This window comes from Nitrosomonas cryotolerans ATCC 49181, assembly GCF_900143275.1.
GTDB classification, from domain to species: domain Bacteria; phylum Pseudomonadota; class Gammaproteobacteria; order Burkholderiales; family Nitrosomonadaceae; genus Nitrosomonas; species Nitrosomonas cryotolerans.
Genome location: NZ_FSRO01000001.1, coordinates 2,281,917 through 2,296,286, shown reverse-complemented (window position 1 = coordinate 2,296,286; position 14,370 = coordinate 2,281,917). Strand labels below are relative to the sequence as shown.

At 43.6% G+C, this 14,370-nt stretch carries 16 protein-coding genes; 11 read left to right on the top strand and 5 right to left on the bottom strand.

The genetic code is table 11. The annotated features are described in order from the left end of the window. The first annotated feature begins 47 nt into the window (after positions 1-47). From hemA to grxD, 4 genes are all read left to right on the top strand, one after another. Positions 48-1,301 carry a glutamyl-tRNA reductase gene (gene hemA / locus BUQ89_RS10210; RefSeq protein ID WP_028462281.1) on the top strand — a complete coding sequence of 418 codons (1,254 nt, stop codon included), beginning with the start codon at positions 48-50 and terminating at the stop codon, positions 1,299-1,301. After that, positions 1,298-2,377 (top strand): peptide chain release factor 1, encoded by a 1,080-nt coding sequence (gene prfA / locus BUQ89_RS10205; protein ID WP_028462282.1) that lies wholly within the window; start codon positions 1,298-1,300, stop codon positions 2,375-2,377. The genes hemA and prfA overlap by 4 nt, the downstream gene beginning before the upstream one ends. Positions 2,378-2,392: 15 nt before the next feature. Next, positions 2,393-3,247, top strand: coding sequence for a peptide chain release factor N(5)-glutamine methyltransferase (gene prmC / locus BUQ89_RS10200; protein WP_245812990.1), 855 nt, complete (start codon positions 2,393-2,395; stop codon positions 3,245-3,247). A 90-nt stretch (positions 3,248-3,337) separates the two neighbouring features. Further along, on the top strand, positions 3,338-3,646 hold the full coding sequence (gene grxD, locus BUQ89_RS10195; RefSeq protein WP_028462284.1) for a Grx4 family monothiol glutaredoxin: 309 nt from the start codon (positions 3,338-3,340) through the stop codon (positions 3,644-3,646). Between the two features lie 52 nt (positions 3,647-3,698). Here the strand turns inward: grxD and BUQ89_RS10190 are convergent, their stop codons facing one another. Then, on the bottom strand, positions 3,699-4,118 hold the full coding sequence (locus tag BUQ89_RS10190) for a YqaA family protein (protein ID WP_028462285.1): 420 nt from the start codon (positions 4,116-4,118) through the stop codon (positions 3,699-3,701). Positions 4,119-4,415: 297 nt separating this feature from the next. Here BUQ89_RS10190 and BUQ89_RS10185 point away from each other — a divergent pair, with 297 nt between their 5' ends. From BUQ89_RS10185 to BUQ89_RS13950, 3 genes are all read left to right on the top strand, one after another. Beyond that, entirely contained in the window at positions 4,416-5,153 is a 738-nt protein-coding gene (locus BUQ89_RS10185; protein ID WP_245812988.1) for a 4-aminobenzoate synthase, read from the top strand. A gap of 211 nt (positions 5,154-5,364) precedes the next feature. Beyond that, positions 5,365-5,778, top strand: coding sequence for a helix-turn-helix domain-containing protein (locus BUQ89_RS13955; protein ID WP_218146774.1), 414 nt, complete (start codon positions 5,365-5,367; stop codon positions 5,776-5,778). 172 nt (positions 5,779-5,950) lie between these two features. Next, positions 5,951-6,169 (top strand): zinc ribbon domain-containing protein, encoded by a 219-nt coding sequence (locus BUQ89_RS13950; RefSeq protein WP_218146773.1) that lies wholly within the window; start codon positions 5,951-5,953, stop codon positions 6,167-6,169. A 221-nt stretch (positions 6,170-6,390) separates the two neighbouring features. Here BUQ89_RS13950 and BUQ89_RS10175 read toward each other — a convergent pair whose 3' ends face one another. Continuing rightward, a complete protein-coding gene (locus BUQ89_RS10175; protein ID WP_083605154.1) occupies positions 6,391-7,464 on the bottom strand; it encodes an IS5 family transposase in 1,074 nt (357 codons plus the stop codon). 150 nt (positions 7,465-7,614) lie between these two features. Here BUQ89_RS10175 and BUQ89_RS10170 point away from each other — a divergent pair, with 150 nt between their 5' ends. From BUQ89_RS10170 to BUQ89_RS10160, 3 genes are read left to right on the top strand one after another with little or no spacing between them, the layout of a single operon-like run. Next, the gene (locus BUQ89_RS10170; RefSeq protein ID WP_051537622.1) at positions 7,615-8,514 is read left to right on the top strand and encodes an efflux RND transporter periplasmic adaptor subunit; all 900 of its coding nucleotides are present in this window, start codon (positions 7,615-7,617) and stop codon (positions 8,512-8,514) included. Further along, entirely contained in the window at positions 8,511-9,680 is a 1,170-nt protein-coding gene (gene devC, locus BUQ89_RS10165; protein ID WP_051537623.1) for an ABC transporter permease DevC, read from the top strand. The genes BUQ89_RS10170 and devC overlap by 4 nt, the downstream gene beginning before the upstream one ends. Next, entirely contained in the window at positions 9,680-10,357 is a 678-nt protein-coding gene (locus tag BUQ89_RS10160) for an ATP-binding cassette domain-containing protein (RefSeq protein WP_028461831.1), read from the top strand. The genes devC and BUQ89_RS10160 overlap by 1 nt, the downstream gene beginning before the upstream one ends. Before the next feature lie 50 nt (positions 10,358-10,407). Here the strand turns inward: BUQ89_RS10160 and BUQ89_RS10155 are convergent, their stop codons facing one another. The 3 genes from BUQ89_RS10155 to BUQ89_RS10145 form a co-directional block, all read right to left on the bottom strand. Then, complete coding sequence (locus BUQ89_RS10155; protein WP_028461832.1) at positions 10,408-11,025, bottom strand: hypothetical protein; 618 nt, start codon at positions 11,023-11,025, stop codon at positions 10,408-10,410. Further along, positions 11,022-11,618 (bottom strand): SCO family protein, encoded by a 597-nt coding sequence (locus BUQ89_RS10150; RefSeq protein WP_218146749.1) that lies wholly within the window; start codon positions 11,616-11,618, stop codon positions 11,022-11,024. Before BUQ89_RS10150 ends, BUQ89_RS10155 begins: the two co-directional genes overlap by 4 nt. Before the next feature lie 147 nt (positions 11,619-11,765). Further along, positions 11,766-13,073, bottom strand: a complete 1,308-nt coding sequence (locus BUQ89_RS10145) for a hypothetical protein (protein ID WP_028461834.1) — start codon at positions 13,071-13,073, stop codon at positions 11,766-11,768. A 627-nt stretch (positions 13,074-13,700) separates the two neighbouring features. Here BUQ89_RS10145 and BUQ89_RS10140 point away from each other — a divergent pair. Continuing rightward, entirely contained in the window at positions 13,701-14,366 is a 666-nt protein-coding gene (locus BUQ89_RS10140) for a class I SAM-dependent methyltransferase (RefSeq protein ID WP_028461835.1), read from the top strand. Positions 14,367-14,370: the final 4 nt, after the last annotated feature.

Below are 14,370 nucleotides of genomic sequence, written 5' to 3'. Positions count from 1 at the left end.
AATCACAGGCTTTTCTGATCTCTTACCAATTGCCTACATTATCTTCCATGCAGCTATTTGCCTTTGGTATCAACCATCATACTGCGCCGTTGGGTGTGCGTGAGTTGGTTACATTTCCTGAAAATACAATGGAACATGCTCTGCATGATCTGGTTGGACGTAATCCAATAAAAGAAGCAGCGATTGTTTCTACTTGTAATCGTACAGAAGTTTACTGTAGTACCGACAAACCTGAAATAGCAATGCATTGGTTGGCAGATTTTCATCATATGCCTGTGCATGAGCTGGATCCGTATCTTTATAAATTGTCGCGGGAGCAAGCTGTTAAACATGCTTTTCGGGTAGCGAGCGGGCTGGATTCCATGGTGCTGGGTGAGCCACAAATCCTGGGACAATTAAAAAATGCGGTGAAATCGGCGGAACATGCGGGCACGCTTGGTCTGTTATTGCACAAATTGTTCCAGCGTACTTTTTTTGTTGCCAAGGAAGTGCGCACTTCTACTGAGATCGGTACCAATTCGATTTCTATGGCTGCAGCTGCAGCCCGTTTGGCAGAACGGATTTTTGGTGATATTGGTGAGCAACGTGTATTATTCATTGGTGCGGGTGAAATGATTGAACTATGTGCCAGTCATTTTGCGGCACGACACCCAAAGTGCATTACAGTTGCGAACCGTACGGCTGAGCGCGCAGAATTACTGTCTAATCGTTTTAATGCACGAGCAATTACATTGGGCGATTTGCCAGAAGAATTAGCATTGCATGATATTGTGGTGACATGTACTGCAAGCCCGCTTCCGATACTTGGGAAAGGTATGGTGGAACGTGCTATCAAAATACGTAAACATCGCCCTATTTTTATTGTTGATTTGGCTGTGCCGCGCGATGTTGAATTAGAAGTGGCAGAATTGGATGATGTGTTTCTTTATTATGTAGATGATCTGGCCGATATTGTTAAAGAGGGATTGGATTCGCGTCAGAGTGCCGTGGCGCAGGCAGAAACAATTATTGACTCCAATGTGGTCAATTTTATGCGTTGGATGGCGTCGCGCGAGTTAGTTCCTACTATCCGTGCACTGCGTGACCAGGCCGAGCGCTATCGTCGCCATGAATTGGCGCGTGCTGGCAAGTTGCTGGCGCAGGGTAAGGATCCACAAGAAGTCATTGAATCACTGAGTAATGGTCTAACCAATAAGTTTTTGCACGCACCCTCTAGTGCATTGAATCATGCGCCTGCTGAGGAACGTGATGATTTGGTGGAGTTAGTGAATCGATTGTATCAGTTGCATCGTCCGCAATGAATAAGAGTATTGCCAGCAGGCTCACGCAGTTAAGTGTGCGTTTGGAGGAATTAAACCAATTGCTGAGCAGTGAGGCGGCGACAGTTGATCTCGATAAGTATCGTAAGCTGACGCGAGAACATGCGGAAATCATTCCCATTGTTGAGCTTTACCATGCTTATCAGCAAAGTGAGCGTGATATCCAGACAGCTCGGGAGATGAGTGCTGATCTGGAGATGCGTGAATTTGCCGAAGCTGAGATACAGGCGGGGAAAGAGAAACTCATACGGATTGAAGCAGATTTACAAAAGCAGCTATTACCCAAGGATCCGAATGATGAACGTAATATTTTCCTGGAGATTCGTGCAGGCACGGGCGGAGATGAGTCTGCATTATTCGCAGGCAACCTGTTTCGTATGTATTCTCGTTTTGCTGAACGACAGCACTGGCAAGTAGAGATTATTTCACAAAGTCTATCAGATATCGGTGGTTTCAAGGAGATTATCGTCAAAATAATTGGTCATGGTGCTTATTCGCGACTTAAATTTGAATCTGGTGGGCATCGAGTTCAACGTGTACCCGTTACCGAGACACAGGGGCGTGTTCATACTTCTACCTGTACTGTGGCCGTTATCCCGGAAGCTGATGAAATTAGTGATGTGGTGCTGAATCCGGCCGAATTACGAATTGATACCTATCGGGCTTCTGGTGCCGGTGGTCAGCATATCAACAAAACTGATTCGGCAGTACGCATTACCCATTTGCCAACAGGGATAGTGGTCGAATGTCAAGATGGCCGTTCGCAACATAAAAATAAAGCACAAGCAATGAGTGTTCTGGCTGCGCGTATCCATGATAAACAAATGAGAGCACAGCAGGCTGAACAAGCGGCAACTCGAAAATCTCTTGTAGGTACCGGTGAGCGATCAGAACGTATTCGTACTTATAATTTCCCACAAGGGCGTGTTACGGACCATCGTATTAATTTGACACTCTATAAAATGGATCAAATTATGGATGGTGATATTGATGATCTTTGCTCTGCATTGATAGCCGAGCATCAGGCTGAGCTATTGGCCGCGACGATGGCGGAATAATTAGAGTGAGATACATTGTTTGGTAATGATAAATTGCAGCTCGTTACGATCGCGCAGATACTGCGATGGGCATATCAGAATATCGATAGAATAGATGCCCGTATACTGCTAGAGTATGTGTTGCAGGTGAACCATGCTTTTTTATTGACACATCCTGATCAAGTGCTCTCGTCGACGGAATCAGAGTGTTTCTACCAGTTGGTGATACAACGTATTGAGGGCATGCCTGTTGCTTATCTGACTAATGAGCGTGCGTTTTATGATCTAGTCTTTAATGTAACAACCGCTGTTTTAATTCCTCGCCCGGAGACCGAGTTATTGGTTGATTTAGCATTAGCGAGAATTCCTATCAATGAGACCTGTAGGGTCCTGGATCTTGGAACGGGTAGCGGTATAATCGCAGTTACCATTGCTAAACATCGTCCGTGCGCGAATGTGGTTGCGATTGATTTATCAGTTGATGCGGTTTCTATAGCCAGAATAAATGCTAATAAGCTGGATATAAATAATATTAGTATTATTCAGGGGGATTGGTTTAATGGCCTTATTGGTGAAAAGTTTGATCTGGTTGTTTCTAATCCACCTTATATTGCAGTACATGATCCTCATCTTGAACAGGGCGATTTGCGTTTTGAACCGCGGATAGCGCTGACATCGGATGATGATGGCTTGGCCTGTATTCGCGATATTATTAGAGCTGCGCCGATCCATCTGCACCCGGATGCCTGGTTGTTATTAGAACATGGATACAATCAAGCGGCGGCATGCAGGCAATTGTTAATCGATGAGAGTTTTAGTAATATATTTTCCCAACCAGATTTGGCAGGCATAATACGGGTTAGTGGCGGACAATATAATTGTTCTCCATAGGAAGGTTGTTGGGATACAACGACTAAGAATGAATAATTTCCATACAACAAAAAGATTTTGGGGTTATTTTTATTTTAAGGGGGTTTAGATATGAGTGTAGAAGATACAATCGAGCAACAGATTACCACCCATCCGGTAGTGCTTTATATGAAAGGGACATTACAGCAGCCACAATGTGGTTTCTCTGCTAATACCGTAAATATTCTTAATGCGTGTGGTATAGAGAATATTTTTTCTGTGGATGTGCTGGTTGATCCAGAGATTCGGCAAGGTATTAAGGATTATTCAAACTGGCCAACAATTCCGCAGCTCTATGTTAATGGTGAATTTGTTGGTGGTTCTGATATTGTCACAGAAATGTATGAGAGCGGTGAACTACAGAAATTAATAAAGGAATAACAAGGTATATTAGTTATTACCTGCGGATAATTTCTGAGTCTAAGTGATTGATTTAATTAATTACGATGGCGACAACCCAGTAACGTGCAAGTTTTCCGGCAGCCATGAATAACATGGTCCAGAACCAATTAATCCGGAGCCACCCTGCTGCAACGCACAGCGCATCGCCGATTAGCGGTGTCCACGATAATAATAATATCGGGGCACCATGACGGCTAACCCATTCCAGTTCGCGTATACGATTACCCGATATTTTGAGAAGTGCTCGCTCATTAGGTAGAAATCGACCAATAAGGTAAGAGCTCATGCCACCTAGCGTGTTTCCCACTGTGGCCAGCACAAGTGCAGACCATTGAAGTTCAGGATAGGCTATTAAAACGGCTATCAAGACTGCCTCAGAACCGCCAGGTAATAAGGTTGCGGCCAAAAAACTACTGATAAATAATGCCAACAGGCTTGATTGTTCATCCATATAACGAAGTTGCTTAGAATCTAAAGTGCGCTAGTTTAACCCGGATGTTTTATGATTTTGTGCATGCTTGCGAGTAATTTTTTGAAATATTGAGATAAATTGTTTTTTTAGGGTTGGATGTGAGCAGTTCTATCAATACCGATCGTGTCCGAAAATATTTTTAAGTAATTAATTAGTTTGGTATTTAGATGGGTATATGAATGGATTTCATGCGTTGAAATTTGACTTGGGAACGTTATTTAGCGATGATAGCCGAGCTTTTTATCCATCTCTGCTTAAGAGGAAAGAATGATGACAATGAACATAACACTTAAACAAAAAATTAACGCCATTATTGGTGCCAGAAGTTTACTCAAGCACCCTTTTTATGTTGCGTGGACGGAAGGCAAGCTGTCCAAAGAACAATTACGGTATTATGCAGAACAATATTTTCATAATGTATTGGCTGAGCCAACTTACTTGAGTGCGGTACATTTCAATACACCCCACATGCACTCTGAAACTGATAGCGGTAATATCAGTGTACGACAAGAAGTACTGCAGAATCTGATTGACGAAGAACATGGTGAAAAGAATCACCCTGCCTTATGGAAAGCCTTTGCTTTTGCTTTAGGTTCAAATGATAAGAGTCTGGCTAATGCGACTGCATTGCCAGATACCCAGAATTTGGTTGAAACATTCCGGGATATTTGCCTGAATCAGCCATTTTATGCGGGTCTGGCGGCATTGCATGCTTTTGAGTCTCAAGTTCCTGAGATTGCAGCAGTTAAAATTGATGGCTTGGCGAAATTCTATGGTATGCATAATCCAAATGATTATGAATTCTTTACGGTTCACCAGAAGGCGGATGTGTATCATTCTCAAACAGAATGGGCGCTCATAGAACGCTTTGCTGATACACCAGAAAAGCAAGAAGAAGTGCTGGCTGCTACCCAAAAGGCATGTGATGCACTTTGGGGTTTCCTGGATGGCATTCACAATAAATATTGTCAGAATCTTATTTGTGAGCAGGAGACTGCCGCTACATTACATTAGCATTTGATATTGACTAGTGGCAGATAAGCGAAATCCCGCTTATTTGCCACTAGTCTCAGAGACTGAACAGTACTGAGCTATATGAGCATGACTTTTATCATCTCAACTCCCGGCAAATTTCGGCCTTTAGGCCGGAGATGGATAGGGAGTCAGCTTCGCTGATACTAAAGCCTGTGTTTTCACCTGTTTCTGTTAAAGCGTGTGAATATAAATTAAGCGCGCATACAAATTCAGGTTTTACCCAACTTTTGGGCAAGAAACTATTCTGGCTCAAACATTCGGGTGCACTAGATCTGTCTATAATCGCAGGTTGCGCGTTCGCTCTGATGCTGGGTATAGCGAGAAAAAAGGAATCGGGTATCATGCTAGCTCCTATTTGTTGATTGCGTTAAAAAAAGAGCCCGAATTTGAATGGCTGAACAAAGTTTCCAGTGTTTCTGTGCTGCAATCTCTCCGCCACCTGCAAACGACATTCGACAATTTCTTTGCCAAACGAATCCAATATCCGTCATTCAAGCGTAAGAAGCATGACAGGCAATCGGCTGAATACACATCCAGCGCCTTCAAGTGGGGCGGCAAGTCTCTGAAGCTGGCAAAGATGAAAGATCCGCTGAATATCAGATAGTTACGCACCCTTCCTAAGGCAACAAAACTAACCACTGCGACGGTCTCTAAAGACTCAGCGGATCGATACCACATTTCCATGCTTTGCGACGACTCTATTGCGTTAAAGTCAAAGGTTAGCGGTAAAGTCGGCATTGACTTAGGATTGACGCATTTCACCGTTCTTTCTACGGGTGAGAGCTTGTGGGGGTATTGAGCGATGGTATCCAAGCGGCAAATGCTGTTTAGGATGTGGGCATACCGTAAACAAGATGCCTTTGAATGTGCGCGAATGGACTTGTCTGGAATGCGGATTAATCCATGATCGAGGCATCAACGCAGCGCGTAATGTTTTGTCCGCTGGACTGGCGGTGCCAGCCCTTGGAGAATCTGTAAGTCCTGTTTACATCTAGGTGCGTCCGGATTGGATTCGTTGAATTGGGAATCCCCTTCGTTTGCGGAGGGGAGCAGTCAATTGAATTCGCTAATTTTCTCTCGGCAAATGTGGATAAGACCTTTGCACAACTGCGTAAATTTACTGTGACAATGGAAAAAATGCCCAAATGACATTTTTTATGCGTGCTATCTTGGAAAAAAATGAGGTTTTTCCTCTTTTTAAAGGGAGTTTTCCCCTTTATGTAGCATTTGGACGGACTACTCCCCTTGGTGGCTTGTCCACGAAAATTTTGTTGGCAGCTTTTTTTAGATTCATGCAGATGCTTTTCAGCATAACTTGGGCGTTGACTTTCGCCGTGCCGAAGTAACTGGCGCGGCCCATTCCGAATAGGCGTTTGGCCGTGCCGAAACACTGTTCAACAATATAGCGTTTTTTGCTGATCAATTTATTCGCCAGCTTCTGGCGTGCCGAGAGCGGTTTGTTCTTGTACGCGCGATGCATGATTGCGCTCTTGATTTTGTGATTTCTTAGAAACTGCCGATTGGCGTTGCTGGCTGATCCTTTGTCGGCATATACCCGATTCGCCTCGATGTGCGCACCCTTGATAGCTGCTTCGAAATGTATCATTTCGCTCTGGTTGGCAGGGGCCGTGTGAACCCCGCGCACATAGCCGTTTTGCGCGTCTACTACCAGGTAACTGCGGTAGCCAAATTGCGACTTCTTGCCTTTTTTTAGCCAGGTCGCATCTAGATCCGCGCTTTGTTCTTCAATACAGGTGATTCCTGGTTGGCTGCCATCCTCAAATTGAACAGCCTTACCTTCGGTATCCACCTCAAGCAGGATAGCCTTTTTAGGGCGTGCCGCTGACTCAATCAGCGTGGCATCAATTACCGCTCCCGTTGCGCCCTTGATCATCAATCCGTGTGATTGAAGCTGTTCATTGATCGAAGCTAGCAGATCGTCTAACCGATTGCCGGACACCAATCGATTGCGAAACCGACACAGAGTGGTTTCGTCCGGTATCGCATCCGACAAGGACAAACCACAAAATTGTAGAAAATCAATCCGAACATACAGTGCTTGCTCCAACGCAGCATCCGACAAACTATGCCACTGTCCCAGCAGGATCGCCTTGAACATCATCAACCTATCAAATGGTTCCTGTCCTCCACCATGTGATAACTCGCGCTTGTATAAGCCTGTAAGCTTCGAACGTAACTCCTCCCAGTCAATCAGGACATCAATCTTCATTAGCACACTGTCTCGTCTCAATCGCTGTGCCAATTCCAGTGTTCCAAAACTCATCTGCATCTCTTGCTCCAAATGTCTTCTGCTTGTCACTATTTTAGTCGGTTATTGCGCTGACGGGGGAGTTGTGCAGTAGTCTTTGGATTGGAACTGTTGATTGATCGTAGATTAGCGAATAATCTCTTATTGTTGATCTAAAATGAGCCATTATTCATGTATCGTAAGATGCTGCATTACCTTTTTATCATAATAAGTTTTGTTTTGATTAATTTCAGTGCGTATGCCGAAATAACTTATCCGCTTAATACAGACCGGGGAATTGGTTCTTTAGGGCGTATTGAGCCGCGCTCTCGAGTTATTAAGGTTTCCCATAACGCCGGTCCGGAAGGCGCTAGAGTGGCTCAGTTATTTTTTCGGGAAGCAGATCTGGTGAAATCAGGTGGAAAATTAGCCGTCCTTTCGGACTATGTTAAGAGAAAGGCAGAGGTTGAAGCTGCTAAGGCACGTGTTAATGTGTTGAAAGCACAGCGGGTCGTGGAACAGGTGACTCTGGCTTTTAATAAGAAAGAACATCTCCGTTTTGAATCCTTAAAACAGAATTCTGTCGCCAGTATTTCATTGGCCGATACGAAACGTTTAGCGTTTGAGCAATCTGAGGCAAATTTGAAACGCTTATCTGCCGAAATAGCCAGCGCTGAATTGGAACTGCGAATATCAGAAGCGGAATTGGAGAATACGTTCATTTATGCACCGATTACAGGCACCATTCTGAAAATATTAGCCTGGCCAGGAGAGCGGATCCGAGATAGTGGTCTTTTAGAAATGGCTGACCTAACGCAACTTGATGTCGTCGCAGAGATCTATGAATCTGATTTGCCACGAGTCAAGGTAGGACAGAAAGCCTACATCACTGCTCCGGGTTTCAGACACCCTTATCATGCTCGAGTCAGAGAATTAGGGTTTCAGGTCAGGAAGAATGATTTAAATGATACCGATCCGTTGGCAGATAGGGATAATCGCATCATAGAAGTCCGCCTGACTCTAGAACCTAAAGCAGTTGTTGATCTGCGACACCAGATTTTTCGGCAGGTCCAGGTACGAATTGAGCCATGAATATAATTACTTGGTTCTATTTTCCAGCACGGCTTGCCTGGCGACAACTGATTGATGATCGGGCCAAATTGATTGCGGCTATTTGTGGTGTTTTATTTGCTTGTGTACTGGTATTCATGCAGTTAGGGTTTAAAGATTCACTTTATGCCAGTGCTGCTTCTGCGCCTTTAAAACTGGATGGTGATCTATTCCTGATGCATAAACAAAGTGAAGCGATGTGGCGTTCGACTCACTTTGAACGCAATGAACTGATGCGCGCATTAGGGCACCCGGCTGTTGCTGAAGTTGCACCGCTTTATTTGGCCCTGGCTTCCTTTAAAAACATAAAAACCAAAGTCAAAAGAACATTAATGGTTTATGGCTTTGATCCGGATGTTCAATTATTCGATATCACGGCTGTTAAAAACAAACGGCGTGAGCTGCGACAAAAAGATACGGTTTTGTTCGATGAAGCTTCCCGTCCAGAATTTGGACAGATGCCTCAGTTGCTAGCAACAGGTCGCAATACCACTGAGATTAATGATTATACGGTGACAATTCTGGATCTTTTTCGACTGGGCGTCTCATTTGCAGCTGATGGCAATGTGGTGACAAGTGATTTAAATTTTATGCGGATATTCCCAGATAGAAATCGGAATGGGATTGATTTAGGTGTGATTAGACTGTATCCCGGCGCAGCCATTGAGCAGGTACAAGCTGATCTAGCCAGTCAGTTAAATGAATTTGTCAATATTTTTACTTATGAAGAGCTGCTTCAATATGAGAAGCGCTATTGGGAAAATACGGCACCAATCGGTTTTATCTTTGGCTTTGGTACAGTAATGGGATTAGTGGTTGGATTGGTTATTGTATATCAGATCCTTTTTACGGATATTGCGAATCATCGTTATGAATTTGCGACACTGAAAGCCATGGGCTATCAGCATGACTACTTTATTCGCGTGGTATTTGCATCGGCTTTTTTTCTAGCACTTCTGGGTTTTATTCCCGGCTATATACTTTCAATTGGTTTATATCATTTAGCAGAATCCCAGATATTTATGCCGATGCCCATGTCGCTTAGTAAGGCCGTCACTGTTTTCTTTTTTATTCTGTTCATGTGCGCTATGGCAGGGTTTTTGGCTATACATAAATTAAAATCGGCCAACCCGGCAGATATGTTTTGATGTCGATATTAATTGATGTGTCTAATCTAAGCTTTAGCTTTGGCAAGGGAGAACTGACCCAGTCTGTTCTGAAGAATATTACGATCTCCATCTATAAAGGTGAAATCGTCTTGATGACGGGACCTTCCGGTTCGGGTAAAACTACCTTTCTAACCATTATTGGTGGTTTGCGTCAGGCCTCTACAGGTAGTGTTAAAGTGCTTGACGAACAATTGATCAATAGCAGCGAACAAGTTAAAGTTAAAGTGCGTAAGCAGATTGGTTATATTTTCCAGCAACATAACCTGATTAGATCACTGACCGCCTTACAGAATGTCAGCATGACCCTGGAAATGCATCAGGGACTGTCTGAGCGGGAAAGACTGAACCGTGCAGCGAAGATGCTGCAGGATGTGAAGCTTGGTGACAGATTACACTATAAACCGGAACAACTTTCAGGCGGGCAGCGTCAGCGTGTCTCGATTGCCCGCGCTTTAGTAGGGCAACCGAAGATTATTTTAGCTGATGAGCCAACTGCTTCGCTAGACAAACAAAGTGGACAAGAGGCGGTCAATATTCTTAAACAATTAGCTAAAGAATCCGGAGTGACGATACTTCTGGTGACGCATGACTATCGTATTCTGGATATTGCTGACCGAATCGTGGCATTAGAAGATGGTGTCATCAAGCCTGCATGATGCTGTTTTAATACGCTATTTTATGGTGTAGCAAGGCCAGCTGAATATAATCATTTTCTTCGTGTTGCACAGAGCCTGTTGAGTAGTGTTATAGCAGAAAATTGTGGTGCTTCTTTACGTCCTTTTCCTGCTTGATCATAAATCTCATTGATCTGTAATCTATCTGTCCGTATGTTTGCCTGCACAGTGTAGGCATCGTAACCGAAGTTATGATTGAAATTGATCCAATTGAGCGGTATTGAGAACTCGATTCCGTGATGTACACGCCTGGCACTAAAACCTGCCTGCTGATCTAATGGTCTAAATATTTGAGGTGAAGCGATGAGCAGATCGTGTGCAGATTGCAGATCGCGGGTATAAATCAGCAGCTGATCTTCGTTTGTCTTATTCATAGGAACCAGGAGAATATAAGATTTCTCATGGAGAATATGCAAGAGCAGGTAATCATTGGTGTTGTCTGAGCGGATCTCACCTCTGGTTTTAACTTCAAACACCAGGTTATTATTCGGTGAGGCATTTGCCGTGATGCGTAAGATATCATATTCAGGCGTGAGAAACTTATCCATGTAAGACGGCAGCATACGTGGATCATGATAAATATTCATGGCAAGGACAGGCGACAGGTTGCCTGTCAGCAAGAAAAATATGAGGCACGTAATTCTATTCATGACCTAAAGAATGCCGGATTTTCATGTAACATTTTTGCGATATCATCGGCATCTTCCAATGCGTCGAACAATATTCTGATTTTTCCTTCAGGATCAACTAAGAAGGCGGTGCTGCTGTGATCAACCTGGTAGTTTTTCATATTGCCTGTATTTTTAGTATAGAAGTTGGCTTCTACGCCAAATGCGGACTTAAAGCGTTCCAGTGTTTCGTCTTCCAGACGCAGATGGGCGATATCTGTGCCAAAATTTTCCGTATAACTGGTTAAGGCGGCATCGCTGTCTCTATCGGGGTCGACGGTAACAAAAATACCTTTAAGCTTAATTTGTTTCGCGGCGCCTGCTGCCATGAGAAGGGAAAAATTAGCCAGTGACAGAGGGCAAACATCCTTGCAATGGGTGAACCCAAAGACAATTAGCTGCCATGATTCACTATCGTTCGCATGAGCCTGTCTTAAGTATCCCAGTGATTCTTTTTCTAGAATGACCGGTTGTGTCAGTACCAGAGTCAGGGCAGAGGCATGTGTTTGGGTAAATAGAAGAAGAATCATGATTACAGTCAGGATGTGACGATTACGCAACAGACTGCGCTTCATTTTTATATATTCCTTTCTTTTCAATGTATGTCGTTGTGTTACCTGGTTTCAGGCAACCGGCCAGATTACCCATTTGCGGGTATGAATTGTGATGCACAGAAAGCTACCCGGCCGGTTATATAGCAAAAATACGATGATAATTAAAAATTACCGCAGGCCACCTGCTGCATGGATGCCATGTGGCTTGACGAGACCTTCGTTGGGTCCGAATACCTTCACAACGGTGTCGGTTAAGGTATCGATTTTAATCACGTATCCTGAAGCCCAGCTAGCCAGCATCAGATACCGGTTGTCAGGGGTGGGGCTGAGGGTATGTGCAACAGCAAAGCCTTGAGGCAGTTCGACACCCGGTTTGAGTCTTTTTATGAAGCGTGGTTTATAACGATCGCTGATATCGAAAATGGAAATATACCCGTCATCCGCAAAGGTATGATCAATCGTATCCTCTTCTGCAATATAGAGTTTATCTCCGATAACAGCCAGATCGGATGCGGAACGAAAGATACCTTTACCATTAACCTTTTTGGTATCTTTGATAATCTGCGTAGCTGTTCCTTCCCAGGCATCAATGAGCCAAACGCTCGGTGGAATGATTTTATGTGTCGTAGGTGGCGTTAAGGAGGTTTTATCAAATTGCATTGTCGCGGTGAGCGCATAGCGTTCATCCAGCCAGGATATGAAATGAGAAAATGCGGCATGTTTCTTCTCGTTACCGAGCATGATTTGACTCAGTGTTTCCAATTGACCGGTGACTCTATCTACTTTATATAGATCGATGATACTGTTATCAAAGAAATAGCCGGTTCCCAGTCCAAGCGTTCCCGATTTGTTGAACATGATACCGTGTGTTTGCTCTGTATAACCGGGTATGCTGATTGGATCAACCGAAGCAAACTGATTTGTTTTGGTATTGATCACCCGAACTCTGTCGTTGGTCCATTCGGTGAAATAAATAAAATCAGAATAAGGCAGTATCGTGGGGCCGTGAATCTGGGTTGCGCCTGCCAGGATCCAATTTGGTACAGCCTGCTTGCCATTAATTGATTCTACAAAAGGCAGTTCGGCCGGTGTACCTGGAACATCTACAGCTAATACATTATCCAGAACGAGTTCTGCTGCGCCTGTATCCCAATTAATATTGTTGACACTCAAGGCAATCACATAAGCAGGATGATCAGCTGTATTGTCTGTCGTTATATAAAGCCGGTTGCCCTCCGGTAGAGTCAGAGTATGCTGCAATGGAACGTCGCCGGGCCAGCCGCTGATATTAAAAGGATCAATAGTAATTACCTTGTCTTCTTCGTGGTTGAAGAGATAAATCATGCGAGTGTGATAATCAATGGCCGTTGCTAGAGGCTGCAGGTATTGATTATAAGTATTTGCATTTACCGAGCTTAGCGGCAATATGAACAGGCATATTAAGGTTAATAGATAAATATGGACGCGTTTATTCATTGAAAAAAAGATCTCCTATTTGGGTTGTTGATACTAATGCGCTGAAAAAATTGATTTTCTCAGCTTGTAAGAACCTCGGTTAAAAATACCGATTACTTTAGTTTTGATCGATAGTTGGATTGGAATGTCTGATTGAACTTGTATTGCTTTATGCTCAATCCTGAATTACAACGCAACGATCAAGCTGTTGTTTTATAGTAAATGATGTGAATGATGGTTTTCTGTGAGAAAACACACACATTCATCTCGATAAAAAAATCGGAAGACTCTATAACAATTAAAGACTATATTCAAGGAATAAATACATCGCGGTACATTACAATAAGATTGATGCTTTGAAGAGAACATCGGCAGATGGCCGGGTTTGTTCTGCATTCAATGATTAAACTGTTTGTTTGGAGAAGGTAAGGAAAACAGACTGCAGCTATTCATCTGCTTAACTTCATGGATGTGTCTGGATGGATGGACGTGTCCGTGCAATCAGGATGTATCCGGTACATTGGGTGTGATTTGATAAATCCGGAGTGAATTTATTATAAGCAATCAAAAAATATTTTGACGGGATGTGAATACACTGCAATGGGGTTTTTTTGTTTTAGATGAGCACTTGTGTGGAGGTAAAGCTTTATGACGGAACCACTGCGAGAGAGAAGCTATGTGCCCGCATTGGGATATCATTGGCTAACACCCTATTATGATCGCGTAGTTAACTTAACTACCCGTGATAGCGTTATTAAGCAAGCATTGATTCAGCAAGCCCGTTTCGAAGCAGGACAGAACGTTTTGGATCTCGCATGCGGGACGGGTACACTGGCTATTCTTATCAAGCGTGATGTATCCGATATCAGTGTAACTGCGGTTGATTGTGATCGAACTGTTTTATCGCTTGCTGAGCATAAGGCCAACCGAGCCGGGGTTGAGATCCAGTTTGATTGTGCGTTTTCGGATCATTTACCCTATATTGATGCGTACTATGATCGGGTTGTATCCAGTTTATTTTTTCACCATTTAACGTGGGAAGATAAAAGACGTGCCGTGAGCGAGGTTTATCGAGTGTTGAAACCCGGTGGCGAATTTCATATTGCGGATTGGGGGCGCGCTGATAATGGGTTAATGCGGAGTGTGTTTCTTGCTGTACAGTTATTCGATGGCTTCAAAAATACACAAGACAATGTTACCGGAAAGCTGGTGGACTTATTGGAACAAGCGAGCTTCAGCCAGGTTGAAACGTCACGATCTTTTAATACAATTTTGGGCACAATGGCGCTCTATCGCGCAGTTAAGAACCATTAGAACA

Excerpts from the sequence above, each read along its gene's own strand:
- devC (WP_051537623.1), top strand. The coding sequence starts at position 8,511 with ATGAATATAATTACTTGGTTCTATTTTCCAGCACGGCTTGCCTGGCGA.
- grxD (WP_028462284.1), top strand. The coding sequence starts at position 3,338 with ATGAGTGTAGAAGATACAATCGAGCAACAGATTACCACCCATCCGGTA.
- BUQ89_RS10170 (WP_051537622.1), top strand. The coding sequence starts at position 7,615 with ATGTATCGTAAGATGCTGCATTACCTTTTTATCATAATAAGTTTTGTT.
- BUQ89_RS10155 (WP_028461832.1), bottom strand. The coding sequence starts at position 11,025 with ATGAATAGAATTACGTGCCTCATATTTTTCTTGCTGACAGGCAACCTG.
- BUQ89_RS10160 (WP_028461831.1), top strand. The coding sequence starts at position 9,680 with ATGTCGATATTAATTGATGTGTCTAATCTAAGCTTTAGCTTTGGCAAG.
- BUQ89_RS10140 (WP_028461835.1), top strand. The coding sequence starts at position 13,701 with ATGACGGAACCACTGCGAGAGAGAAGCTATGTGCCCGCATTGGGATAT.
- BUQ89_RS10145 (WP_028461834.1), bottom strand. The coding sequence starts at position 13,073 with ATGAATAAACGCGTCCATATTTATCTATTAACCTTAATATGCCTGTTC.
- prfA (WP_028462282.1), top strand. The coding sequence starts at position 1,298 with ATGAATAAGAGTATTGCCAGCAGGCTCACGCAGTTAAGTGTGCGTTTG.
- hemA (WP_028462281.1), top strand. The coding sequence starts at position 48 with ATGCAGCTATTTGCCTTTGGTATCAACCATCATACTGCGCCGTTGGGT.
- BUQ89_RS10150 (WP_218146749.1), bottom strand. The coding sequence starts at position 11,618 with ATGAAGCGCAGTCTGTTGCGTAATCGTCACATCCTGACTGTAATCATG.
- BUQ89_RS10190 (WP_028462285.1), bottom strand. The coding sequence starts at position 4,118 with ATGGATGAACAATCAAGCCTGTTGGCATTATTTATCAGTAGTTTTTTG.
- BUQ89_RS10175 (WP_083605154.1), bottom strand. The coding sequence starts at position 7,464 with ATGCAGATGAGTTTTGGAACACTGGAATTGGCACAGCGATTGAGACGA.
- BUQ89_RS10185 (WP_245812988.1), top strand. The coding sequence starts at position 4,416 with ATGAACATAACACTTAAACAAAAAATTAACGCCATTATTGGTGCCAGA.